At 67.2% G+C, this 23,754-nt stretch carries 20 protein-coding genes and 2 tRNA genes; 14 read left to right on the top strand and 8 right to left on the bottom strand.

All coding sequences use genetic code 11. The features are described 5' to 3' along the window. The first annotated feature begins 493 nt into the window (after positions 1–493). From GQ464_RS05425 to GQ464_RS05435, 3 genes are all read left to right on the top strand, one after another. A complete protein-coding gene (locus tag GQ464_RS05425; protein ID WP_166977465.1) occupies positions 494–2,023 on the top strand; it encodes a DUF5687 family protein in 1,530 nt (509 codons plus the stop codon). Next, positions 2,014–2,715, top strand: coding sequence for an ABC transporter ATP-binding protein (locus GQ464_RS05430; RefSeq protein ID WP_166977463.1), 702 nt, complete (start codon positions 2,014–2,016; stop codon positions 2,713–2,715). The genes GQ464_RS05425 and GQ464_RS05430 overlap by 10 nt, the downstream gene beginning before the upstream one ends. Before the next feature lie 61 nt (positions 2,716–2,776). Continuing rightward, positions 2,777–4,000 carry an anion transporter gene (locus tag GQ464_RS05435; RefSeq protein WP_166977461.1) on the top strand — a complete coding sequence of 408 codons (1,224 nt, stop codon included), beginning with the start codon at positions 2,777–2,779 and terminating at the stop codon, positions 3,998–4,000. Positions 4,001–4,010: 10 nt separating this feature from the next. Here GQ464_RS05435 and hemH read toward each other — a convergent pair whose 3' ends face one another. Further along, a complete protein-coding gene (gene hemH, locus GQ464_RS05440) occupies positions 4,011–5,210 on the bottom strand; it encodes a ferrochelatase (protein ID WP_228350636.1) in 1,200 nt (399 codons plus the stop codon). 256 nt (positions 5,211–5,466) lie between these two features. On the opposite strand from hemH, the gene GQ464_RS05445 reads away from it, so the two are divergent. Beyond that, the gene (locus tag GQ464_RS05445; protein WP_166977457.1) at positions 5,467–5,760 is read left to right on the top strand and encodes a family 4C encapsulin nanocompartment shell protein; all 294 of its coding nucleotides are present in this window, start codon (positions 5,467–5,469) and stop codon (positions 5,758–5,760) included. An 8-nt stretch (positions 5,761–5,768) separates the two neighbouring features. Here the strand turns inward: GQ464_RS05445 and GQ464_RS05450 are convergent, their stop codons facing one another. The 6 genes from GQ464_RS05450 to GQ464_RS05470 form a co-directional block, all read right to left on the bottom strand. Further along, positions 5,769–6,464: an RluA family pseudouridine synthase gene (locus GQ464_RS05450; RefSeq protein WP_166977455.1), complete on the bottom strand. Its 696-nt coding sequence runs from the start codon at positions 6,462–6,464 to the stop codon at positions 5,769–5,771. After that, complete coding sequence (locus GQ464_RS05455; protein WP_166977453.1) at positions 6,461–6,817, bottom strand: MmcQ/YjbR family DNA-binding protein; 357 nt, start codon at positions 6,815–6,817, stop codon at positions 6,461–6,463. The genes GQ464_RS05450 and GQ464_RS05455 overlap by 4 nt, the downstream gene beginning before the upstream one ends. Before the next feature lie 176 nt (positions 6,818–6,993). Next, on the bottom strand, positions 6,994–7,125 hold the full coding sequence (locus GQ464_RS18700; protein WP_262899686.1) for a hypothetical protein: 132 nt from the start codon (positions 7,123–7,125) through the stop codon (positions 6,994–6,996). A gap of 193 nt (positions 7,126–7,318) precedes the next feature. Then, on the bottom strand, positions 7,319–7,951 hold the full coding sequence (locus GQ464_RS05460; RefSeq protein WP_166977451.1) for a flavin reductase family protein: 633 nt from the start codon (positions 7,949–7,951) through the stop codon (positions 7,319–7,321). Between the two features lie 32 nt (positions 7,952–7,983). Next, entirely contained in the window at positions 7,984–8,550 is a 567-nt protein-coding gene (locus tag GQ464_RS05465) for a YceI family protein (RefSeq protein WP_166977449.1), read from the bottom strand. Between the two features lie 116 nt (positions 8,551–8,666). Further along, complete coding sequence (locus tag GQ464_RS05470; protein ID WP_166977447.1) at positions 8,667–9,551, bottom strand: dienelactone hydrolase family protein; 885 nt, start codon at positions 9,549–9,551, stop codon at positions 8,667–8,669. 127 nt (positions 9,552–9,678) lie between these two features. Here GQ464_RS05470 and GQ464_RS05475 point away from each other — a divergent pair, with 127 nt between their 5' ends. Both GQ464_RS05475 and GQ464_RS05480 read left to right on the top strand, forming a co-directional pair. After that, positions 9,679–10,341, top strand: coding sequence for a diacylglycerol/polyprenol kinase family protein (locus GQ464_RS05475; protein ID WP_166977445.1), 663 nt, complete (start codon positions 9,679–9,681; stop codon positions 10,339–10,341). A gap of 65 nt (positions 10,342–10,406) precedes the next feature. Further along, positions 10,407–11,264 carry an esterase/lipase family protein gene (locus tag GQ464_RS05480; RefSeq protein WP_166977443.1) on the top strand — a complete coding sequence of 286 codons (858 nt, stop codon included), beginning with the start codon at positions 10,407–10,409 and terminating at the stop codon, positions 11,262–11,264. 16 nt (positions 11,265–11,280) lie between these two features. Here GQ464_RS05480 and GQ464_RS05485 read toward each other — a convergent pair whose 3' ends face one another. After that, positions 11,281–12,804, bottom strand: a complete 1,524-nt coding sequence (locus tag GQ464_RS05485; protein ID WP_166977441.1) for a peptide MFS transporter — start codon at positions 12,802–12,804, stop codon at positions 11,281–11,283. 279 nt (positions 12,805–13,083) lie between these two features. On the opposite strand from GQ464_RS05485, the gene aspS reads away from it, so the two are divergent. The 8 genes from aspS to cas3 all read left to right on the top strand — a co-directional run bounded on the left by aspS (position 13,084) and on the right by cas3 (position 23,724). Further along, the gene (gene aspS / locus GQ464_RS05490) at positions 13,084–14,937 is read left to right on the top strand and encodes an aspartate--tRNA ligase (protein WP_166977440.1); all 1,854 of its coding nucleotides are present in this window, start codon (positions 13,084–13,086) and stop codon (positions 14,935–14,937) included. A gap of 166 nt (positions 14,938–15,103) precedes the next feature. After that, positions 15,104–17,911: a hybrid sensor histidine kinase/response regulator gene (locus tag GQ464_RS05495; RefSeq protein ID WP_228350637.1), complete on the top strand. Its 2,808-nt coding sequence runs from the start codon at positions 15,104–15,106 to the stop codon at positions 17,909–17,911. Positions 17,912–17,987: 76 nt separating this feature from the next. Next, positions 17,988–18,431, top strand: a complete 444-nt coding sequence (locus GQ464_RS05500; protein WP_166977436.1) for a hypothetical protein — start codon at positions 17,988–17,990, stop codon at positions 18,429–18,431. Between the two features lie 148 nt (positions 18,432–18,579). Next, positions 18,580–18,652: transfer RNA gene (locus GQ464_RS05505), tRNA-Lys, on the top strand. A gap of 109 nt (positions 18,653–18,761) precedes the next feature. After that, positions 18,762–18,845: transfer RNA gene (locus tag GQ464_RS05510), tRNA-Leu, on the top strand. A 273-nt stretch (positions 18,846–19,118) separates the two neighbouring features. Next, on the top strand, positions 19,119–20,105 hold the full coding sequence (locus GQ464_RS05515; protein ID WP_166977435.1) for a helix-turn-helix transcriptional regulator: 987 nt from the start codon (positions 19,119–19,121) through the stop codon (positions 20,103–20,105). Between the two features lie 140 nt (positions 20,106–20,245). Further along, a complete protein-coding gene (locus GQ464_RS05520; protein ID WP_166977433.1) occupies positions 20,246–20,920 on the top strand; it encodes a PD-(D/E)XK nuclease family protein in 675 nt (224 codons plus the stop codon). Further along, positions 20,917–23,724, top strand: coding sequence for a CRISPR-associated helicase Cas3' (gene cas3 / locus GQ464_RS05525; RefSeq protein ID WP_166977431.1), 2,808 nt, complete (start codon positions 20,917–20,919; stop codon positions 23,722–23,724). Before GQ464_RS05520 ends, cas3 begins: the two co-directional genes overlap by 4 nt. Positions 23,725–23,754: the final 30 nt, after the last annotated feature.

Here is a 23,754-nt window from a genome sequence, read left to right on the forward strand (position 1 = left end):
CAGCGCTGGTCTTACACCGTCTCCACAGGCTGTCACGGTCGCTCCGACCGCCGGACCAAAGCACGAGACGATTCTGCCAAAGTTCTCGGCTGGCCATTCATCCCTGGTTTAAGAACCGGGGATCTGGACGTTCGGCCGCGTCTGGACGCGGAACGCGTCCATTTTGCCTGTGCCACACCCCAACGTTTCTTATGTACTGATGTTACGCAGTAGGCGACGAAGCCGTCCCGTTGCTTCCCTTTCGCTTCGTGGCGGGCCCCTCGACCAGGGAGAGGGCGACCCCCATCCCCCCTTCGGGGACCTTCCCCCTGCAGGGCCGCCGGGTGCGGCCAGGGGGAAGGGCCTGGGCCGAGACGATGCGGCCATGCAGCCCCTCCCCTTGCGAAGGGGAGGTGTCGCGAAGCGACGGAGGGGTAGTCCTGCTATCCCACAGGTTTCAACTGCGTAACATCAGTTATGTAAACAGCTGTAAACAGCTTCGTTTTTCGCCCGGATGCCTGCCTTCGCGACGTATCGCCTGCTGACCCGAAACCAGTGGCGGATCTTTCTCCGCTCGCTGCGGGCACGCCAGAACCTCTTCGTCTGGAGCGTTTTTGGCATTATGGGGCTCTATCTGGGACTCACCCTGATCACGCTCGGGCTGTACTTCGAACGGTTTGCCGGGTTGCTCGCCCCTTCAGGGGATCCCGTGACGGTGGTCAACACCTACCTGCTGCCGGTGTTCATCGGCCTCTTCGGCCTTCGCTTTCTCTTCCAGCAGACGCCGGCGCTCCGGTTTCAGCCGTACCTGCACCTGCCCATCGAGCGGGCGCGGCTCGTGCGCTTCTTTCAGGCCACATCGCTGCTGAGCCTGCACAACGTCTACCCCCTGCTGTTCTTCGTGCCGTTCTGGAGCCGGCACGTTGCAGGGCACTACCCGGCAGGCGGGGCGGCCGCATGGCTCCTGGGGGTATTGCTGGCCCTCGCCGCCTCCAACTTCGCCAACCTGCTCGTTCGCTCGGTTCTTACCCGGCACGAAGGGCGTTTCCTGCTGGGCTTCGGCGTGTTGCTCTCGCTCATCTACCTCGACGAGCTGCTCGGAACCCGGTACGTGCAGGTCTTCTCCGCCTACCTCTTCGGCGGGCTGCTCGCCGGCGAGACGACCGTCCTGCTCCTGGTGACGGCTCTCCCGGTGTGGATGGTGCTGGCCTCGAACCTGATGCTGCTCCAGCGGCTGCACGGCGGCCTGTACCTGCCGCGGTCCGGGACCGCGGTTCCGGCCCGCCGGACGCGGCGCCTCCCGCTGCTCGAGCGGGCCGGTCTCACCGGCCGGCTCATCCTGCTCGAACTGCGGCTGATCTGGCGCAACCGCCGTCCCCGCCACTACCTGCTCCTTTCGCTGCTGTTCTCCACGCTCTACCTCGTCTTCCTGCTCGCCAACCCCTCGCCCGGAGGAGACGTCATCCTCGGCGGCATCATCGGGCTGTTTGCCTCCGGCGGGTTCGTGCTCAACCACGGCCAGCTCATGTTCAGCTGGGAAAGCAGCCACTTCGACGGGCTCCTGGTCCGGCCGCTTCCGGCGCGGGCGCTGATCCGGGCCAAGCTGCTGCTGCTGCAGGCTTCCTGTCTCCTGCTCTTCGTCGCCAGCCTGCCCCTGTTCCTCTGGCTGAAACCGGCCCTGGTGAAGCTCCACCTCGCTTTCCTCTTCTACAATGCCGGCATCACGACGGTGCTGGTGATGCTGCTGGCGCTGCGCAACCGGCAGCCCGTCGACCTCGCCCGCAGCGGTGCCTTCTTCAACTACGAAGGGTTCTCCACCGCCCACTGGCTCTGGTTCTTCCCGACCGCCCTGCCCCCCTCGATCGCGCTGTTCGCCCTGCGCGACACCCCCGACACGGGGCTGCTCCTGCTCGGCGGCCTGGGCCTGATCGGCCTGCTGGCCACCCCGCTCTGGATCTCCTACTTCGCCTCCCGCTTCGAACAATGCCGCCTGCGCATGGCCGAGGGCTTCCGCCGGCGGCGCACCTGGACCCCATGCACGTAGACGTACACGGCCTGAAGAAGACCTTCGGCACCACCACCGCGCTCGACATCCCCGAGCTCCACATCGCCCCGGGCGAGATCGTGGGCCTCGTCGGCAGCAACGGGGCCGGCAAAACCACGTTCCTCCGCCTCGTGCTCAACCTGATCGAGCCCAGCGCGGGCGCCGTCTACCTCGACGGGCGCAACGTGGCCGAACACGAAGACTGGAAACGCCACACCGGCTCGTACCTCGACCGCACCTACCTCATCGACTACCTGACCGCCGACGAGTACTTCGACTTCATCGGAAGCCTGTACGGGCTCTCGCCCCAAGAAACACGCGCCGCCCTGCAACCCCTTCAGGCCTTCTATCCCGACGAACCCCTCGGCCGGACGACCCGGTTCATCCGCGACCTCTCGATGGGCAATGCCAAAAAGATCGGCATCATGGCCGCCCTGTTCGTCCGCCCGCGCCTGCTCCTGCTCGACGAACCGTTCGCCAACCTGGACCCCCCTTCCCAGATCCGCCTCAAGCAGCTCCTGCGCGTGCTGCACGCCGCGCACGGCACCACGATGATCATCTCCAGCCACGACCTCCTGCACGTGACGGAGGTGTGCCACCGCATCACCCTCCTCGAACGGGGACGCATCGTGCGCGACAAGGCCACCTCTCCGGACACCCTGCACGAGCTGGAAAAATATTTCACCTCCTGAACAGGGGCGACGGTCCCGTCTCGCCGCGCCCCGGCATGCCCCTCACAACCGCACCCGACGCATGCCCCCGCCCTGGCTCAGCCTGCTCGTCATCGCCCTGACGTTCGCCGGGATTGCCGCCGGGCACGTACCCGGCCTGCGGATGAACCGGGCAAGTATCGCACTCGTCGGCGCCGCAGCGCTCCTGGCCCTGGGCCTCCTCTCGCTGGAAGAAGCCTACGCCGTCCTCGACCTCGACACGCTCACGCTGCTGTTCGGCATGATGGTGCTGAACGCCAACCTGCGCATGGCCGGCTTCTTCAGCCTGGTGGCCGGGCGGCTGCTGCACCGCACCCGCTCGCCCCGGCAGCTCCTATTCCTGCTGATGATCGCCGCCGGACTCCTCTCGGCGCTCTTTTTGAACGACACCATCGTGCTCATCTTCACGCCGCTGGTCGCCGAGGTCACCCTGTCCCTGCGACGCAACCCGATCCCGTACCTGATGGGGCTGGCACTGGCGGCCAACATCGGGTCGGTGGCGACCATCACGGGCAACCCGCAGAACATGTTGATCGGGGTGGCCTCGGGCCTCCGCTACACGACGTTCTCGGCCTATCTGCTGCCGGTCGCGCTCATCGGGCTGGTGCTGGCATGGATCGTGGTGGTACGTACCTACCGGTCCGAGTTCGGGCAGCCGTTCGAAAAGGACGCGCCCCCGGCCACGCTGCGATACCACCGCCCGCTCCTGCGCAAAAGCCTGCTGGCGACCGGGCTGCTGCTCGGGGCCCTGCTCGCCGGTGTATCGCCTCCTCTGGCCGCGCTGACCTCGGCCGCCCTCCTGCTCGTCACCCGCCGGCTGAAGCCCGAACGCGTCTTCCGCGAGATCGACTGGTCGCTGCTCGTCTTCTTCGCCGGGCTGTTCGTGGTGACCGGCGCCCTGGAGACGACCGGCTGGCGCGACCGCCTCTTCACCGTCATGCTGCCGCTGGCCGAGGGAGGCGTCGTACCGCTGAGCCTCGTCTCGGCCACGCTGAGCAACCTGATCTCGAACGTGCCGGCCGTGATGCTCTTCCGCCCGTTCGTGCCGCAATTCCCCGACCCCACCCAGGCCTGGCTGACGCTCGCGATGGCCACCACGCTGGCCGGCAACCTGACCCTGCTCGGCTCCGTCGCCAACCTGATCGTCGCCGAGACGGCCCGTCACCGCGGCATACGCCTGACGTTCACCGAATACCTCCGGGCCGGTCTGCCCACCACGTTCCTCACCCTGGGCGCCGGCATGGTCTGGCTGCTCCTGGTGACCTGAGCGCCGCCGGCTAGTGCCGCGGCCGGTCCACCGGTGCCGGCAGGCCGGTGTCGTGCTCCCAGCGCATCGCCTCGGCCAGGGCCGGGCACCGGGCACACCGCGTCATCCGCTCCGACGGGGCAAACGACGCCCGGCGCCCGAGCGGGCACAGGGCATAGGACGGCACCCCGTCGCCGCTGAAGCCGGCAAAGGCCGTGTCCCCGCAGACGAGCTGCGCGACGGCGATTTCGGCCAGCGCCTCGATGAAGAGGGGATGGCAGTTCAACCCGGACGTGACCTCGTAATGAAAGACCCCGAGTGCCTCGGCCCGCTCGCGCAGCTTCACGTCGAGCCGGTAGACCGTCTCCAGGCGATCCGAAACGAAAGAGACCGGGACCATCAGCACAGCCCGTGCCCCGTCCCGGGCGAGGGCTTCCAGCTTCTCCTCCGTCTCCGGCGAAAGCCATTCGGCCACCCCCAGCACGCTCTGAAACGTGACGTGGAACGGCAGGTCGTGCCCGCGACAGGCCATGACCCGGTCGACCGTGGCGTGTACCAGGCAGCAGTACGGGTCCCGCCGCTCGGTCATCTCGCGCAGGGGAGTCCCCCGGGCGACGAAAACCAGGTGCACGTCCTTCCGCACCGCGCGCGGGAAGCGTTGCAGGGCCTCGTCGATCCGCTCGCTGATGGCCTGAACGTATTTGGGATGGGCCGCATACTCATAGACGAAGGTCGTCGGCCAGCGCGGGATCTCACCCGACTGCTCGAGCACCCACCATTGAAACAGGGAAGAGCCGGTCGTCAGCTTCGAGTACTGGGGGTAGAGCGGCAGAAGCACCACGCAATCCACCCCATCGGCTTCCATCTGGAGGGCTGCCGCCTCGGCGGACGGGTGGCCGTAGCGCGCGGCGATGTAGGTGCGGAACTCGATCCCGGCGGCCTGCCCGAACTTATGATTCAGGGCCGCCTCCAGCGCCTGTGCCTGCTCCCGCGTCAGCCGGTTGATCGGCGAGCGCCCCCCGATCATCTCGTATTCCCGGTTGATCGGTTTGGCCAGGAGCGACGCCAGCAGGCGGCAAACCACCGGCCGCAAGCGCTTCCCGAGCGGCACCTCGAGCAGCGCCGGGTCCATGAGCACGTTGTAGAGAAAAGAAGGGGTATCCTCGGCACGACGGGGACCGCCGGGATGCAAGAGCACGACGCCGACACACGCCCCACGCCGAACAGGCAACGGATCGGAAGCGTAAAACGCCCCCGTCACGAAACGTCCGTCGTCCCTGTACTTGCCTAGCAATTCCCGTGGCGTCATAACGGCTTCAACCCGATGATGCACCCACCGCCTTCGACGCGAAGCGCACGCTGCTGGTACCGGTGCACCGGTCTGCGCTGTTCCGCGCCGTCATTGAACTTTCAGGTAATCCCCACCTCCCCTTTCCTCCCTTAATCGACCGTCTCTGGCCCGGCATAACCCCCGAAAACGCTACACCATGACGATCCTCGAGCATACCCCCACGCAGGACGAGATCCTGGATTTCATCGACGACAGCGTCCGGCAGCTCCAGGAGGCCGGCGCCGAGGCCCGGTTCATCCTGATGGGCCGGGAGGCGTACCACACGTTCCGCCATGCACTGGCCGAGCGGCTCCACCGCAAGCCCAAATACTTCGAGACATACAACTACCTGCCCGTGGTGCTCGACCCGTTCCGGCAAGCCGCCGTCTGCGTCGTTCCCGGGGCAGGCGCCTGTGCCGAGGGGGTTCAGGCCTACCGGATCGACGCCTGAAGCGGCCTTCATTCACGGGCGAGCCGCTCCCGGATGGCCTCCCGGAAACGCGTACCCCAGGCCGCCGGCGGCGGGGCCACCCAGTGCATCGGAACGCGGCGGGTCGGGTGTTCGATACCGAGCCGGTAGGCATGCAGGGCCAGGTTGCGCCCGTCGAGCGGGCGGGAGGCGCCGTACCGGAAGTCGCCGAGCAGGGGGTGTCCCCGGTGGGCCAGTTGCACGCGGACCTGGTGGGGGCGTCCCGTCTCCAGCCGCACCTCGACGAGGCTGAGGCGCTCCGCTTCGTCGGTGGCCAGCACCCGCCAGGCGAGTTCGGCCCGCCGTGCCCCCGGATGGGTGGCCGGCACCACCCGTACGGTGCGCCCGGCCTTCACGAGGTGGTCTACCGCCGTGCCCGCCCCCGTCCACACCCCCTCGACGAGCGCCAGGTAGCGCTTCTCGGGCAGGCGACGGCGAAACTGGTCACTCAGGCGGGCGGCCGCCTTCGACGTCCGGGCCAGCACCATCACCCCGGAAGCCGGCCGGTCGAGCCGGTGCACGAGGCCGAGGAACACCCGGCCGGGTTTGCCGAAGCGCGCCTTCAGCCACGCCTTGCCGAGGGTGAGCACATCCGGGTCGCCGGTATGGTCGGCCTGTGCCAGCAAGCCCGGCGGCTTGTTGACGACGAGCAGGTGGTTGTCCAAATACAGGACGTCGAGCGTCATGACCGTGCCAGCACCTCCCGATCCCGCTTCGGCAGCCCGCGCACGACCAGGTCATACGCGTGGTCGATCAGCGCCTTCACCTCGGCAATGGGGATTTCACCGTCCAGCACGACCGTGTTCCAGTGCCGCTTGTTCATGTGGTAGCCGGGTTGCACCGCAGCATACCGCGCCCGGAGTTCGAGCGCCCGCGCCGGATCGCATTTAAGGTTGAGGCGCAACGGCCGCTCCTCCAGAAAAAGGAGGGCAAACATTTTTCCCATCACCTTGAAAACGAGCACGTCCTCGCCGAAGGGTGTGTCTTCGGTGGCGCCTTTCTTGGCCAGACAGTACCGATACAGGGTTTCGATGTCCATGCCGGGAGCCCGTCGGGGGCAGGAGACGGAATCTTTTCCAAAGTACCGGATTCGCGACCGGGGTGCGAGCCGCTCCCCTTCGAAAAACGCAGGGGGAGGAGCCGCGGCCGCAGCCCCTCCCCCGTCGCGGATGTATGTTCGGCCGGGCGCCCGGCGGAACCGAACGCCCTGCACCACTAGCGTTCCTGGCTTTGAACCCACAGGGGCGCACGCCGGCCGGCCAGTCCCAGCACGATGCGACTGAAAGGACGCTCGCGCATGAGGACCGGGTGCGGGCTCCGCATCTGACTCAGCAAGTATATACGCATAGGATTATCCGAAAAAAAGTATCATGATGAAAAGGTCATGAGGGCCTGCGTCGAGGCTTCACATGACACAACCCCGGACCAGCTCGCTTCGCACGAGCAGCCTGCCCGGAAGCCGAATCACTCCGGCTCGGTGGCTGCATACGCCGCATCCCCACGCCGGTTACCCAAAGAACAGGTGAATATTTTCACCACATCATCTAACCATTTCTTCATTCCATTTTTCAAACGGGATGCGGTCCATGCGAAAGAGGTCGCGGGTGCGGGTATACCAGCCGCCACCGTGCATGCGACCGACGGCGTGCAGCTTTTCGGTATGCACGTACATCAGCCCGGGATCGACGAGCTCGTCCCGGACGTGCAGGTAGAGCACCTCCCCGACGACGAGGCGCGTGCGGCCCACGTTCAGGGTCGCGACCTCGCGGCATTCGAGGGCGGCCGGTGCCTCGGCCAGGCGGGGCACGGCCACGCGCACCGACGGCACGGGCGTCAGGCCGGCGGCGGTCACCTCGCTCTGCCCTCGCGGGAAGTCGATGGCCGTCACGTTCATCCGTTCGGCCAGCGTCTCATCGACCACATGCACCACGAAGGCACGGGTGCGGCGAACGTTCTCGGCCGTATCCTTCGGTGTGCCGTCGGGGCGGTCTCCCGGCCCGAAGACCACCACCGGCGGATCGCTGCCCATCATGTTGAAGAAGCTGAAGGGCGCCGCATTCAGGTTGCCGGCCTCGTCCAGCGTGGTGACCCAGGCAATGGGGCGCGGTACGATGAGCCCGCTCAGCAGCTTGTGACGGTCGCGGGGAAGCAGCTCACTCAGGTCGAACTCCATGGGTGCCTTGTCGAAGGGTTGGTCGCAGGAGTTTAGCCGGCGGTGCGTACGGCCTGCACCGCCAGCATGACCTCCACGTCTTCACCGACGAGCAGGCCGCCGGTTTCGAGCACGCTGTTCCAGGTGAGGCCGAAGTCCTTCCGGTTGATGCGCGTATGAGCCTCGAAGGCGATGCGTTCCCGTCCGTCGAGGTCGCGCGCCTCGCCAAGATACGTCACGGCGAGCTCGACCGGACGGGTGATGCCGTGCAGGGTCAGCCGGCCGCAGAGCACGAGCGCATCGACCCGCACGTCGCGGGTGCGGGTGCTTTTGAAGAGGATCTCCGGGTAACGATCGGCTTCGAAAAAGTCCGCCGAGCGCAGGTGAGCGTCCCGCACCGCATCGCCGGTATTGACCGACGCGGCGTCGATCCGGGCCTCGACGGCCAGGCTGCCGAGCGAGACCGGGTTCATCCGCAACACGGCGGAAAAGGTGTCGAAGCGGCCGGTGATCCGGCTGAAGCCCAGGTGCCGTACCCGGAACTGCACGCAGGAATGAACCGGATCGACCACATAGGTGTTCAGGCTGGTCACACGCGAGGCTCCGGCGGAAGTAATCATGAACGTCCCGTTCTTTATGTTTTGAGAAGCACAGGGGTCGTACAGGTTACGCCGCCGCCCGAAGCCTGCGCGTCACCGGAGCACGGCAAGGTTATCATGAAACAACCGGACCGGCCTCAGCCCCAGAGGTGCCGTTCCAGAAACGCCAGGGTGCGGGCCCAGGCGTCTTCGGCGGCAGCCGCGTCGTAGCGCGTGCCCGACGGGTTGGCGAAGGCATGGTCGGCCGCTTCGTAGACGTGAACGGTGACGTTCTTGCCCAGGGCGTTCATCGTCTCCTCGAAGGTGCGGACCGTTTCGACGGGGATGCCCTGATCCTGCCCGCCGAAGAAGCCGATGACCGGCATCTGCAGCGCGGCCAGGCGATCCCGGTCGGTGACGAGGCGGCCGTAGTAGATGACCACGGCATCGAGCTCGGCGGGCAGCGCCAGTGCCGCGTTGAGGGCCATCCCGCCCCCGAAGCACCAGCCGATGGCGGCCACGCGCGGCGCCCGCTCCGTCCCGGTCAGGTAGGCATAGGCCGCCTTGAGGTTCGCCGTCGCCGTCTCGGGTTGCGCCATGGCGGCCTGCACGAGCTCCCGTGCCTCGGCCGGATCCGCCGTCACCCGACCGCCGTAGAGATCCACGGCCAGCGCCCGGTATCCCTGCCCGGCCAGCTGCGCCGTCATCTGCCGGATGTTGTCGTTCAGACCCCACCACTCGTGGATGACGATGAGGCCCGGCAGGCCCGCACCGGCGGCCGCACCCCGCGCCCGGAGGACGGAGTCCGGGTTTGCCGGTTCGGCCAGATAGCCGGTAACCGGCCGGCCCTCCACCACCCCGTACTCGACCTCGCGCGTGACGACGGGGATGTCCGGCGGCCGTACGATGCCGGTCGGATCGGGCGTGTCGCCGGCGTGCTCGCGGGCCATGCGCCCGGCATAGTCGTCGGCCGCCCGGTCGGTCTCTCCGGCACAGGCTGCCATCAGCAACGACAGAAGCGGAATCAGGATGTTGCGTCGCATCGGGAAATCCTCCTTTGACAGGTGTTCCGGAAGCTCATAATATAGAAACGGCGGGGCGTTCGTATACTTGCCGTCGTTCGGCCTGCCGGCAGGCGGCAGGCATCCGCCCGCTTTTTACGGCTTCCTCATGACGGAGACGAGCACACGCCCCGGGCGTTCCGCGGACGATCTGGATTTTACCGGCGAGTTGTGGCGCAAGGGGCTGCACCTGCTGGCGCTCGTCGTGCCGCTCGGGATGGCCTTGCTGGGCAAACCGGCGGCGCTCGCCCTCCTGGTGCCGCTGGCCCTGCTGGCTGCCGGCGCCGACGTGTTGCGGGCGTATGCACCGTGGTTCAACCGGCTCGTCGACCGGTGCTTCGGGGCCATGATGCGGCGGAGCGAGCGGCCACCGCCGGGCACCGTCGTCCTCAACGGGGCCACCTGGGTGCTCGTGACGGCGGCGCTGCTGACCTGGCTCTTTCCGGTGCGGATCGCCGCCCCGGCCTTTGCGGCCTTCATGGTGGCCGACGCCGCGGCCGCCCTGGTCGGCCGGCGCCTCGGGCGGCACCCCTGGCCCGGCGGCACCCGCACCGTCGAGGGGTCGCTGGCCTTCCTGCTGACCGGGCTCGCGACCCTCGCCCTGACGCCGGGTGTGACGCTCTGGACCGGCGCGGTTGCCGTCCTGCTGGGCACCGCCACCGAGGCCCTGCCGGGACCGCTCAACGACAACCTCCGCGTCCCCCTGGTGATGGCCACGGTGCTTTTTGCGCTCGAACGCTTCGTCCTCGGCCACCCGGTTCCCCTCTTCTGAACCGGACGCCCCACTGGAACGGCGCCCGAACAACCCGAACGCACACCGTTCAACGCCCGAACGCGATGAACCGGCGAAGCGAAAAGGCCTCGAAACACCGGGCTGCGCTGGCACCTTTTCCCGAGCCGCCGCTTATCCGGCTGCGCTATCCCGTCATGCTGATGCACGGCTTCGGCATGCTGGCGGCCGTCTGCCGGGGCGGGATGCTGCACCCGATGGCGATGCGGCTGCGGGCACACGGCATCCGGGCCTACGCGCCGAACGTGGCACCGTACGAGACCGTGCCCGTGCGGGCCGCGATGTGGCAGGCGCGCCTCCGCCACGTGCTCGACGAGACGGGGGCGGACCGCGTCCACCTCATCGCCCACTCGATGGGTGGCCTCGACGCCCGCTACCTCATCACGGTGCTCGGCGCACACGACCGGGTCGCCTCGCTGACGACGATCGCGACGCCGCACCACGGGACGGCCCTGGCGGACCTCGTCCTCGAACAGCCGGAACGGGTCCGCACCTGGATGGCCGGGCTGACAGGCCGGATGAGCGCCGCCGCCATGAAGGAGGCCTCCACCGACTTCGTCCGGGCCGTCGCCGAACTGACCCCCGCCTACGTCGAGGAGACGTTCAACCCCGCCGTACCCGACCACCCCGCCGTACGTTACCGCTCCTATGCCGGCCGGGCCGGCCGGGGCACCGGCGTGCCGATGAGCCCGCTGCTGCGCCCGCTCAACCACCTCCTCTTTGCCCGCGACGGCGTCAACGACGGCTTCGTCGCCGTGGAGCGGGCCCGCTGGGGCACCTGCCTCGGCATCCTCGACGCCGACCACCTCCAGCAGGTTGGCCTCAAGCTCGCCCTCCGCAGCCGCTTCGACGCCGCCACCTTCTACCTCGACCTGGTCCGGCAACTGGCCGCCGAAGAGCCCTGACCTCCCGCCGGGAACGTCATTCGACGTTCCCCATGAGCTTTCGCACGGCCGGGCTGACTAGGAGGGCAACCATTCCGGCCCCGCCCACGATCATCCCCACATTGAGGAAGAGGGCCGCCGGCGCCAGGTTCTCGAGCTGACCGGCCACGAGACCGGCAATCAGGTTGCCCAGCGCCGACGCGATGAACCAGACGCCCATCATCTGGCCCACCCGGTTTTCCGGGGCCAGCTTCGTGATCGAGGACAGGCCCACCGGGGACAGGCACAGCTCCCCGCTGGTATGGAGCGCGTACGTCACGACCAGCCAGGCCGGAGAAACGGGATTCTCCGGCGTGGCGTGCGCGGCCCCCCAGGCCAGCACGAAGAAACCGGCCGCCAGCCCCAGCAACCCGAGCGCAAACTTCACCGGGATCGACGGGTTGGCGTTCCGGCGCGCCAGCGACACCCACAGCATCCCGAACAACGGTGCCCCGATGATGATAAAGATGGGATTGACCGACTGCAACCACGAGGCCGGGGCTTCCCAGCCGAAAAGGACCCGGTCGGTGAGTCGCTCGGCGAACAGGTTCAGCGAAGACCCGGCCTGCTCGAAGCCGGACCAGAACATGGCGGCCAGGATGAAAAGCCAGAAGATGACGCCCAGCCTTTTCTTCTCCTCCCGCGTGTGCCCGGCCAGCAAGATGAGATAGGCGAAGTAGAGGACCGCCAGCACGACCACGACCACCCCCAGCGTCCTGGCCACGGTCTCGATCGAGACCGCGAGCATACCGCTGGCGATCATCCAGGCGAGCAGGCCCAGCGTCCCCAGCACCGCCGCCGAAATCGCATAGAAACGCCGGCTCCGGGCGGCGAGCACCTCGGCCCCCTCGCCCGTTTTGAGATGGCCTGCCGCGCCGAGCATGCGTTCACCCAGCTTGTACTGGACCAGTCCCAGCACCATGCCGAAGCCCGCCGCCGAGAAGCCATAGTGCCAGTTGATGTTCTCACCGAGGTAACCACAGATGAGCGGCCCGATGAAAGCCCCCAGGTTGATGCCCATGTAGAAGATCGAGAAGCCGGCATCGCGCCGTGCCCCTCCCTCCGGATACAGCTCCCCCACGATGGTGCTCACGTTGGGTTTGAGCAAGCCCGTCCCGATGACGATCAGGAGCAGCCCGCCGAAGAACGTCGGCAGGTCCGGCAGGCCGACGAGCGGGCCGGCCATTGTGAAGTGTCCCAGGGCAATGATGCACCCGCCCACGAAAACGGCTTTGCGCTGGCCCCACAGGTTGTCCGCAACCCAGCCGCCGGGCAGGGACAGCACGTACACGAAGAACGTGTAGAGCCCGTAGACGGCCGCGGCCGTTCCGTCCGAAAACCCCAGTCCCGGGTTGGCCCCGGCTGCGGCCGCCGTCATGAACAGCACCAGAAGCGCCCGCATCCCGTAGTAGCTGAACCGTTCCCACATCTCCGTGAAGAAAAGCGTGGCCAGCCCACCGGGATGCCCGAAAAAGGTTTTGCCCCTGGCCGAAGCGGCCCTCGGATCATTGGAAGAAGCCATGGTGTCACCGATCTCGTTTAACGGAAAAAAGCGCTACCGGCAAGGCCCCGGCAGGCGCGTCCTGCTCCGCAGCACCGGAACCCCCAAAGATAGAAAACCGCCAGGTCGGCGTCTAAACCAATTTTTCAGGATAATCTCGCCATTCGCCCGCGCCATTAAACGTATATTTATCGCCTCTTATGCGGGCCCTGGCGGCCCTTTTTTGTAGGTCACCGGCCGGATCGAGGGAACCGGTGCGTATCCGGCCTTTCCCCTTTCGTCGTCGAACACGCTGTTTTTATGTCGATACAACCCCGCGCCCGTCTTCATATTCCACAGGACACCCACGGCCCCCGGACGCACACCTGTGGCGCGCTGCGTCGCGAGCACGTGGGGCAGGAGGTCGTGCTCAAAGGCTGGGTGGACACGCGCCGCGACCTCGGCGGCGTCATCTTCATCGACCTGCGCGACCGCTACGGGCTGACGCAGATCGTCTTCTCTCCCCAGGACGATCCGGAGGCGCATGCCCGGGCCGCCCCGCTGCGGAGCGAGTACGTCGTCTCCATCCGGGGCACGGTGGCCCTGCGGGCGGAGGAAACCATCAACCCGAAGCTGCCCACCGGCGACGTGGAGGTGCGGGTGCACGACCTCGTGGTGCTCAACCCGTCCGACCCGCCTCCTTTCACGGTCTCGGCCCACGAGGAAAAGCAGCAAAAGACGAGCGAGGACCTGCGCCTGCGGTACCGCTACCTGGACCTGCGGCGCCCCGAACTGCAGCGTAACCTGACGCTGCGCCACCGGCTCTACCAGGCCACCCGCCGCTACTTCGACCGGCACGGCTTCATCGAGATCGAAACGCCGGTGCTCATGAAGTCCACCCCGGAAGGCGCCCGGGACTACCTGGTGCCCAGCCGCCTGCATCCGGGCAAGTTCTACGCCCTGCCGCAGTCGCCCCAGACCTACAAGCAGATCCTCATGGTGGCCGGCTTCGACCGCTACTTCCAGATCGTCAAGTGCTTCCGGGACGAGGACCTGCGGGCCGACCGCCAGCCCGAGTTCACCCAGATCGACGTCGAGGTCTCCTTCGCCACCGAGGAGATGATCTATGCGCTGATGGAAGGGCTGATGCAGGCCATCTGGAAGGAGACGCGCGGGATCGACATCGCCACCCCCTTCCCGCGCCTGCGCTACGACGAAGCCCTGCGCACCTACGGCACCGACAAGCCGGACACCCGCTTCGGCCTCGAGATCCACGACCTGAGCGACGTCTTCCGGGGCTCCGGCTTCCGCGTCTTCGACGACATCCTGGCACGCGGCGGCCACGTCGTCGCCCTCAACGTACCGGGCTACGGCGACCAGGGGCGCGGCTACATGGACCGGCTCGACAAGGACGTCGTGCGGCGCCGCATCGGGGCCGGCGGGCTGATCTACTTCCGCCTGCCCTCGGACGGCTCGCCCACGCTTTCCTCCGTCAAAGAGCACGTCCTGCCCACCCCGTACGTCGACGCCGCCGTGCAGGCCGTCGGCGCCCGGCCCGGAGACCTGGTGCTCGTGCTCGCCGGCCCCGCCCCCACCGTCTTCGAGCAGATGGGCGCGCTGCGCCTGCACATGGGGCAGGAACTCGCCCTCATCCCTCCCCCCGGCGAAGGCCCCTGGCACTTCGTCTGGATCACCGACTTTCCCCTGCTCGAATGGGACGAGGAGGAACGCCGCTTCGTGGCCCGGCACCATCCCTTCACCTCGCCCCATCCCGAGGACCTGGACAGCCTCTTCGACGACCCGGCCCGCACCCGGGCCCGGGCCTACGACCTCGTCCTCAACGGCTATGAGATCGGCGGCGGCTCCATCCGGATCCACCAGCCCGAACTCCAGCGCCAGATGTTCCACCTGCTGGGCATCGACGAGGCCGAAGCCCGCCAGCGCTTCGGCTTCCTCCTGGACGCCTTCCGCTACGGCGCCCCGCCGCACGGCGGCATCGCCTTCGGCGTCGACCGTATCGCCATGCTGCTCGCCGGCGGCACGTCGCTGCGCGACGTCATCGCCTTCCCCAAAACCCAGCGCGCCCAGGAACTGATGGTGCAATCGCCCGACACGGTAGACCCGCGCCAGCTCGAAGAACTCCACATCCGCATCGTCCTGCCCGAAGAGGACTGACCCGCAAACGGGAGGACGGGGGCGTCCGGTGCACCCGCCCTACCGGCAACGCGTCTTTCCACAGATATTTCGTCTGATTTTACATATGAAACATTAAGTCGGCCGGCCCGGGAAGCGATACCCTACCTCGAACCCCCGACATCCGACAACGAAATCGCTCCCCTTCGTGATACGACCGCCGCTCATACGAGGTGTGTGCGGGCTGCTCGGACTCCTGATGGTCCTTCCCGCCCCCTCGCTCCTGGCGCAGCGGAGCCGGTACGACGTGCCCGTTCCGATCGCCGAAGCCCGGCGCGACGCGGACGGCGACTTCGTGCCGGATCGCCTCGGCGACACGCTGACCGTCGCCGGTTATGCCACCGTCGGCACGGGGATCCTGCACGGCAGGCGGCTCCAGCTCTTCGTGCAGGATGCCTCGGCCGGCATCGCCGTCTTCGATGAAGCGATGCCGCAGCCCGTCCGGCAGGGCGACAGCCTGGTGGTCATCGGAGTGCTGGAGATGGACCGGGGCCTGACGGTGCTGCGCCCCCTCTACTACCACGCCCGCCCGGCGCGGGGAACGCCGCCGGCTCCCCTCGCGCTGTCGCTCGACGAAGCCGGGGAAGCCCACGAGGGCCGGCTGGTGCAGGTCACGGGACGGGTGCTCGTCTCCGACCGCACCCGCAGCGGGGGGCAGTACCTGACGCTGATGCCGGTGGATGGCGGCCCGGCCCGGCTGCAGGTCTACCTTGAACCGGCGCACGAGACCGGCCTCGACCTGCGGCACTACGCCGCCGGCGACGTCTACCGGATGACCGGGATCCTCGGCCAGTTCGACCTCGAACCGCCCTACGACACCGGCTACCAGCTGCTGCCTCGCGCGCCGGGCGACATCATCCGGGACGGCCTGCCCGGGCACCTGCAACGCCGGCTCGTCTACGTGGGCCTCTGCGTGCTGATCCTCGCCCTGGCCGGCATGGTGCTGCTGCGGGGGCAGGTGATCCGCCGCACGCGCGAGCTGGCCGAAACGGACCGGCGCTTCCGCACCATCTACGAAGGCGTGCTGGACATCATCCTCGTCGTCGACGACGACCGGCGCATCCTGAACGCCAACCCCGAAGCCTGCCGGGCCCTCGGATACCCCGAGGCCACGCTGCAACGCCTGCGCCTGGACGACCTCGTCGAGGACGGCGCGGTCGAGCCGCTCTTTCCCAGCACCACCGGCGTCACCGACCACCGCTTCGAGACGTGCCTGCGCACCCGGGACGACCGCTCCCTCCACGTCGCCGGGCGGGTCAACCGCATCCACTTTGCCGGGCCCGCACGGCGCCGCCCGGCACACGCGGCGCAGTGGCTCTTCGTCCTGCACGACATCACCCGGCACAAGGAGCAGGAAGCCGAACTGATCGCCGCCAAGGAACGGGCCGAAGAGCTCAACCGCCTCAAGTCCACCTTCCTGGCCAACGTCAGCCACGAGGTGCGCACCCCCATGAACGGGATCATCGGCATCGCCAGCCTGCTCGAGAAAACCCCGCTGACGCCGGAACAACGTGAATACATGCAGATCATCCAGCACAGCGGCAACGCCCTGCTGGCGATCCTCAACGACATCCTCGACTTTTCGAAGATCGAGGCGAACCAGATCACCCTCGAGCACCGCCCCTTTGCCGTGCGGGCGTGCGTGGAGGAGGCGATCGACATGGTCGCGCTGCGGGCCTCACGGAAGGGGTTGCGCCTGGCCTACATCTTCTCGCCCGGCGTCCCGCCCGCCGTCACCGGCGACGTGACCCGGCTGCGCCAGGTGCTGGTGAACCTGCTCTCGAACGCCGTCAAGTTCACGGAGGAGGGCGAGGTGACGGTGTACGTCACCGTTGCGGAAGAGGCGGCCGACGGCTGGCGGCTCCGCTTCGCCGTGCGGGACACCGGCATCGGCATGCCCGGCGACCGGCTCGACCGCCTGTTCCAGCCCTTCAGCCAGATCGACGCGTCCACCACCCGCAAGTATGGCGGGACGGGGCTGGGCCTGGCCATCAGCCGGCGCCTGTGCGAGCTGATGGGCGGCACGATGGCGGTCGAGAGCCGGGTGGGCGTCGGCACCACGTTCACCTTCACCGTGCAGGTCGGGAGGCCGCCCGTCGCCCCCGGCGACGCGCGATGCGCCGACCTGGCCGGGCGGCATGTGCTGGTGGTGCATCCGAGCGCCACGTTCCGCGAGAGCCTCACACGCCAGCTCGAAGACCTGGGGCTGACGGTCGAGGCCGTCGCCACCCCGGCGGTCCTGGACCGGCGCGAGGCCGGGCGTGCCTTCGACGTGGCGCTCGTGGACGCGGTGCCGGCCCCCGGTGCGTCCTCGCCTTCGTCACCGGCCCGGCTGTTGCGCGAGCGCCTGCCCGGCATACCGGTAATCACCCTGTTCCCCTTCGGCGGGGAGGCCGCTGCCCCCGGCGGGGGACTGCGCCTGCACAAGCCGGTCAAACTGGCCCGGCTGCGCGAGGTGCTGCGGCAGGCCCTCTTTCCGGAGACCGCCCGGGAAGCCCGGCCCGGCACGCCGGAACCCGATCTGCCCGCTCGCCCGCACGCCCCGCTCCGCGTCCTGCTGGCCGAGGACAACCCGATCAACCAGCGCATCGCCCTGCAGATGCTGTCCAAGCTGGGCCACCGGGCCGACCTGGCCGAAAACGGCCTCGAAGCCCTCGACGCCCTGGCACGGCAGCCGTACGACGTGGTCCTGCTCGACGTGCAGATGCCCGAGATGGACGGCCTGGAGGCCGCCCGGCAGATTCGCGCCCGCTACGGGGAACGCGCGCCCTGCCTGGTGGCCCTGACCGCCCATGCCCTCGAAGACCAGCAGGCCGAGTGCATGGCCGCCGGCATGCAGCACTACCTCAGCAAACCGGTGCGGCTGGAAACCCTCCAGCACCTCCTGGACCGGATCGCCCGCGAACACGCCGTCGCCAGGCGACGCCCCGCCTCCGGCTCCACGACCCCAACCTGACCGCCCGGGAACTTTCCCCTCCGCGTGCGGATGCACACCCCGCTCCCGCGGCTCGTACCGCCAACCTGCCGGCCCCATGCCCCTGCCCCCCTCCGACGCCTGCCCACCCGACGGCGCCGTGCTGGCCCGCCTGCTGGCCCGGCACTTCCGCTGGGACGGCTGGGAAACCCTCATCGTGCAGAACGGCTACACCATCGACCGCCCCCGTCACACACGCCACCCCCGCTTCCCCGATATCATCTACCCGATCGACTACGGCTACCTCAACCTCACCCGCAGCACCGACGGCGAGGCCATCGACCTGTTCGTCGGCTCCGCCGCCAACGGCCTGGTGGCCCTCCTTCTGACCCACGACTACCGCCGCGGCGACCGCGAGGTCAAGCTGCTCTACAACTGCACCCCGGAGGAGATTTACCTGGTGAACGGGTTCATCAACTTCGACCGGACGCTGATGGCGGGATGGCTCGTCCTGCGCTACCCGATGCAGGCCCTGTGGGATGGCGCCGGCGCTTCTCCGTGAGGAACCCCGACCCCGATCCGAGGGTCTTCTCACCAAGACTTCACCGGCTCCCGGACGAACGAAGCTTGCATCCGGCGGGGCGGGGTTTTAACTTTGCGGTCCTTTCGCGCTCCGGCCCCTGCCGCAAGACCGGTGTCCGGGTCGGAACGATCCCGTAGCTCAGCTGGTAGAGCATCTGACTTTTAATCAGAGGGTCCCAGGTTCGAATCCTGGCGGGATCACACGACACGGCGCATACGCGCCGGCGAAAACAGGGGGCGGATTTTTGCATGAAGCGGGCCACCCGCGGAAACAAATTGACGATCCGCACCCTAAAATTTGCCCTGACAAGCCCAGGTGGCGGAATAGGTAGACGCGCCGTCTTGAGGGGGCGGTGCCCGAAAGGGCGTGCTGGTTCGACTCCAGTCCTGGGCACTCCGACGCACCTCCCGAGCCGCTGAGTCACAACGACTTGGCGGCTTCTTTTCTGGGTGCTCCGGCCCACATTTCGACAACAAAGTCCCCGGACACCGGATTCGTGCCCGGACCGGCCTGCGCGACGACGCTCTTCACGTTACCTCCGGTCACACCGGGCTTTTCCACCCTTTCCCGCACGCTTCTCGCCCGGCCTCTCACGGGGTGGCATGACGAGCGCTTTTGTTTTAACATGAGAGCGGTCTCCGCATGCACGGCCCAGCGTCCCGGCTCATGTCCCGTCCCCCCCTTGCGTTCATGCGGCTCAAGCGGCTCTTCGACGAAGGTGCCGAACTGACCCTGCCCGAGATGGCGATGCGCCTCGGCATTTCCGAGCGGCATGCCCGGCGCGTGTTGCACGAACTCATCGACGGCGGCCTCCCGCTCGTACACCGCCGCGAGGGCAGGCGAAAGGTCTATTTTCTCCCGGAAGGGCAACGGGAGACGACCCTGCAACAGATCTCCCTGACGGAGGAAGAAGTACTGGCCCTCACCGTTGCCGTCGAGGCGGCCCGGGCCACGCTGGCCGCCACGCCCTTGGGTGCTCCGCTCGAGCATGCCTTCAGCAAACTCCTCCACGAACTGGCACCCAATGTCTATTCCTTCAGCCTGGAAGAGCTCCCCTCGCACTGGCACTTCGGTTCCCCCGGCATCATCCCGATCAATGCAGAGATATTCCACACCCTCAGCCGTGCCATCGAAGAGAAGCGCACGGTGCTCATCGATTACCATACGGCCAGCAACAACACCGTCTCGCGCAACCGGCGCATCGACCCGCTCATGTTCGGCATGCCGGGAGGATCGTGGCTGGTCGTGGCCTGGTGTCACCGGCGGCGCGCCATCCGGGACTTCGCCATCGCCGGCATACGGGCCATTCGGCCCACTGACACGTTCTTCGCGCCTCCCGATGGCTTTGACCCGGAACTCTACTTCCGGGACCGCTTCGGCAGCCTGGCCGGCGAAGTATTGACCGTGCGCCTGCTCGTCGAGGCCGACCGTGCTCCTTACTTCGAACGCAAGGTCTATCACCCGACCCAGCAGATCGAACGACACCTGGAGGACGGGCGCATCATTGTGTCTTTCGAAGCCGCCGGCCTGGAAGCCCTCCGGGCCTTTTGCCTGAGCTGGGGCTCCGGCGTAAAGGTCCTCGATCCCCCCGAACTGGTTGCCCGCATGCAGGAGGAGAGCCGGGCGCTGGCCCGCCACTATCCGGGCGAATAGCCGGCCCGATAATGTCCGGGTTCGAGTTTTTAAGGTCCGGTCTGGCAGAGGGACGTTTGTATGTTCGGGAAGGTTATGTTTTCCCTCCCGGATGTGTTTTTGCCATGAACACCCCCCTACCCGTCAGGCTTACCCCTTCGATGTTGACGTTTCTGTGGGAAGAATGCCGTCGCTGTTTCTGGCTTCACGCCCACGGGTTGGCCCGTCCCCGCCTGCCCTTTCCGGCCGTCTTTTCCCGCTATCACGACGTGCTGAGCCGGTTCTTCCTGGGGCGCTGTCCCTCCACGCTGGACGCCTCGCTTCCGCCCGGACGGTTCCTCGGAGGCGAACTGTGGGTGGAGTCCCGCCCGCTCCGCGCCGGCCGCTTCCCGTATTTCATCCGGGGACGCCTCGATCACCTGGCGCAGTTCGACGACGGCACCTGGGGGCTGATCGACTTCAAGATGCTCGCACCCCATGGCGAGCACCTGGACAAATACGCCCGGCAGCTCCATGCCTATGCACGGGCGCTGGAGATGGCCGCTCCGACGGGCCTGAACCGGGCCCCCATCACCCGCATGGGGCTCTTCTGCATCGACCCCGTGCAGGTCGAAGCGCATACGGCCGGCGACCGGCTCCTGGTGCGGCTGCAGCCCGTGTGGATCGAGATCCGGCGCGATGACGCTACCTTCGACGCCTTCCTCGAAGCGGTGCTGGAGGTCATCGCACGCCCCCTCCCGCCGAAGGCCGCTCCGGACTGCCCGTGTTGTACCTATTCGAACCGGCGCCGTGCCCTGGCGCGCCGTATGTCCCACGCTCAGCACCATCAGCCATGAACGACATCCCCGCCTGGCGTCTGTTCTGGGCCAAGACGGACAAGAATAATCCGAATTCGGCATGGACCCGCCCGCTCTGGGCACACCTGCTGGATGTGGCCCACACAGCCCTTTTGCTCTGGCAGTTTTTTCTGCCACACGAGCTGAAGCAGCGCATCGCTAGAGACCTCGGGCTCTCCCCAGAAGAGGCCGGTTATGTGCTGAGCTTCTGGATCGGCCTGCACGACATCGGCAAGGCCATCCCGACGTTTCAAGCACTGCATCCTCCCTCTCGCGAAAAGCTCGAAGCGGCCGGCTTTCGGTTCGAGGGATTCAATGAACGCAAACACCACGGCCATGCCAGCATCGCGATCCTGGCCGGCTGGCTGTCACACCGGAAAGGCTCGCCCCTCTTCGAACAGGTTGCGGCCTGGGTGGGAGCCCATCACGGGAGGCTCTATGCCCGTCAGTACTGGGAAAACGACCTTTCGAACCCGGGTATCCTCGGAGACAAGAACTGGAAGGCGGCACGCCATGCTCTCCTCGATGCCCTCCACAAGGTCTGGTTCGCTCGCTATCCCGTCCAGGCATCCGTTGACCCCCCTGGCCACCTCATGCCCACCTGGCTCCCCGCCTTCGGAGGCTGGGCCACACTGGCAGACTGGCTGGGCTCCATGGCTTCCTTTTTCCCACGCGATACCGGTACGGGCCTCACGGCCTACCTGGAGAAAAGCCGCCGGGGAGCGGAACAGGCGCTTCGCAGCGCCGGCTTCGAACGACAGGCCCACTTGCACTACCCGGGCTTCGAAGCCCTTTTCCCGTTTGCCCCCAACCCCATGCAGGAAGCCCTGGTCCGGATGCCCCTTCCGGAGAAGGGAGCCCCTTCGCTGGTCCTCGTCGAGGGCCCGACGGGAGAAGGCAAAACCGAAGGCGCTTTTGCTCTGACGGCACGGCTACAAGAACATACCCGGGGCAGCGGTCTCTATACAGCCATGCCCACCCAGGCCACCAGCGACGGGCTGTTCGAACGCACGCTGGACTTTCTACAAAAGGCCCACACCGGAACGGCCAACTTTCGGCTGGTGCATGGCAATGCCGACCTGTCCCCCGATCAGGAGAATCTGATCTGCGAGGTGGAGGATCTGGATGCACTCTTCGACCAGGACGATCAGAACGGCCCTGAACGGACTGAAGGGGTGGTTCGCACGCTGACATGGTTTCTCCCGCGCAAACGCAGCCTGCTGGCCCCCTACGGCCTGGGCACCGTAGATCAGGCCTTCCTCGGTGTGCTCTACGCCCGGCACTTTTTCCTGCGCCTGTTCGCCCTCAGCGGCAAGACGGTCCTGTTCGACGAGGTGCATGCCTACGATCTGTACATGCAACACCTCTTCGTGCGGCTGCTGCGTTGGCTGCATGCCCTCGGCTGCCATGTCATTCTTCTTTCGGCCACGTTGCCGGCCCGCTTCCGGGAAGCCTGCTTCAAAGCCTGGGGTGACGCCGCGCCGGAAAATGACATCTCCCCCGCATCCGTTCCCTACCCGGCGATCTGGCAGGTACAGAACGGAAAGGCCACGCTGTACCGAGGCGGATTCCCCACGCGATGGATGCAAAAGGCGCGGCTGATCCGTTTCACGCCGGATCCGGACGAGATTGCCCGCAAGGCCGTCGCGGCCTACGAGGAAGGGGCCGTCGTGCTCGTCATCTGCAACACCGTACGACGCGCTCAGGCCATCTTCCAGGCGCTACCTGAAGAGGTACGTGCTCAGACCAAAGACGTGATGCTCCTGCATGCCCGGTACCGGTTCGGGCAGCGTAAGGCACGACAGGACAGGGTTCTCGAGCGCTTCGGCAAGGAGCGCCCGAGCGGGCGCGGCGCCATCCTCGTCGCCACCCAGCTGGCCGAGCAGTCGCTCGACCTCGACGCCGATGTGCTCTTCACCGACCTCGCTCCGATCGATCTGCTACTCCAGCGGGCCGGACGCCTGCACCGGCACCTTGAGCTCCGCCCTTCCGAAGAACGGCCGGAAGGCTACCGCGTGCCCATGGTCTACTGGCTCTGCCCCGAAGCCGATCCCGGATGCCTGCCCGACCTCAGCGACATCGGTATCCGGGCCTCGCGCTATACGGTCTACGCGCCCGCGATTGCCTGGAAGACCTGGGCCGTGCTGAAAGACCTTGCCGAATGGCACCTGCCCGCCGACTACCGCACACTCATTGAAGCCGTCTATGCCGACGATCAGCAGGCGCCTGAAGGACTCTCGAACGAAGGCCAAGAGCAGTGGGAACAGGCAATACAGACCGTCGGCAAGATGGAAAAGGAGGCTGAAAACGAAGCCTTCCGCCAGCTCATCCCTGAACCCACCCGCCGGGGACTACGCAAGCTGTTGGACCCCGACCGGCGCACCCTGGCCGACGAGGACAACGATGAGGCCCATCCTTCGCAGCGCGTCCTGACCCGCCTGGGTGCGGAGAGTGCCGAGGTGGTGGTGCTCTTCACCGGAACCAGCGGCAACCTCTATCTCGATCCGGCCTGCACGGAGCCGGCACCGCTGTCCGTGCCCGCGGGGCGTAAAGACCTGCCGGTGGAGAGCGTACGCGCCCTGCTCCAGAACGGGGTGCGCATCAGCTACGAGGACATCGCGCAGGCGCTCCGGGAGCGAGATGAGACCGAACTCCCCGAACCCTGGCGCCAGGCCGCCGCCCACACGCCGGCCCTGCAACATCGCCACCCGCTGGTCCTTACCGAGGGGAAGGCCGACGTGGCCGGCTATCGCATCACCGAAGATGCCGAGCTGGGCATCTGTATCGAGCGAGTAAAAAAATAGGTCGGGGGCCGCCCCCCGACTCCTTCCCCC

This window comes from Rhodocaloribacter litoris (assembly GCF_011682235.2).
GTDB lineage: Bacteria > Bacteroidota > Rhodothermia > Rhodothermales > ISCAR-4553 > Rhodocaloribacter > Rhodocaloribacter litoris.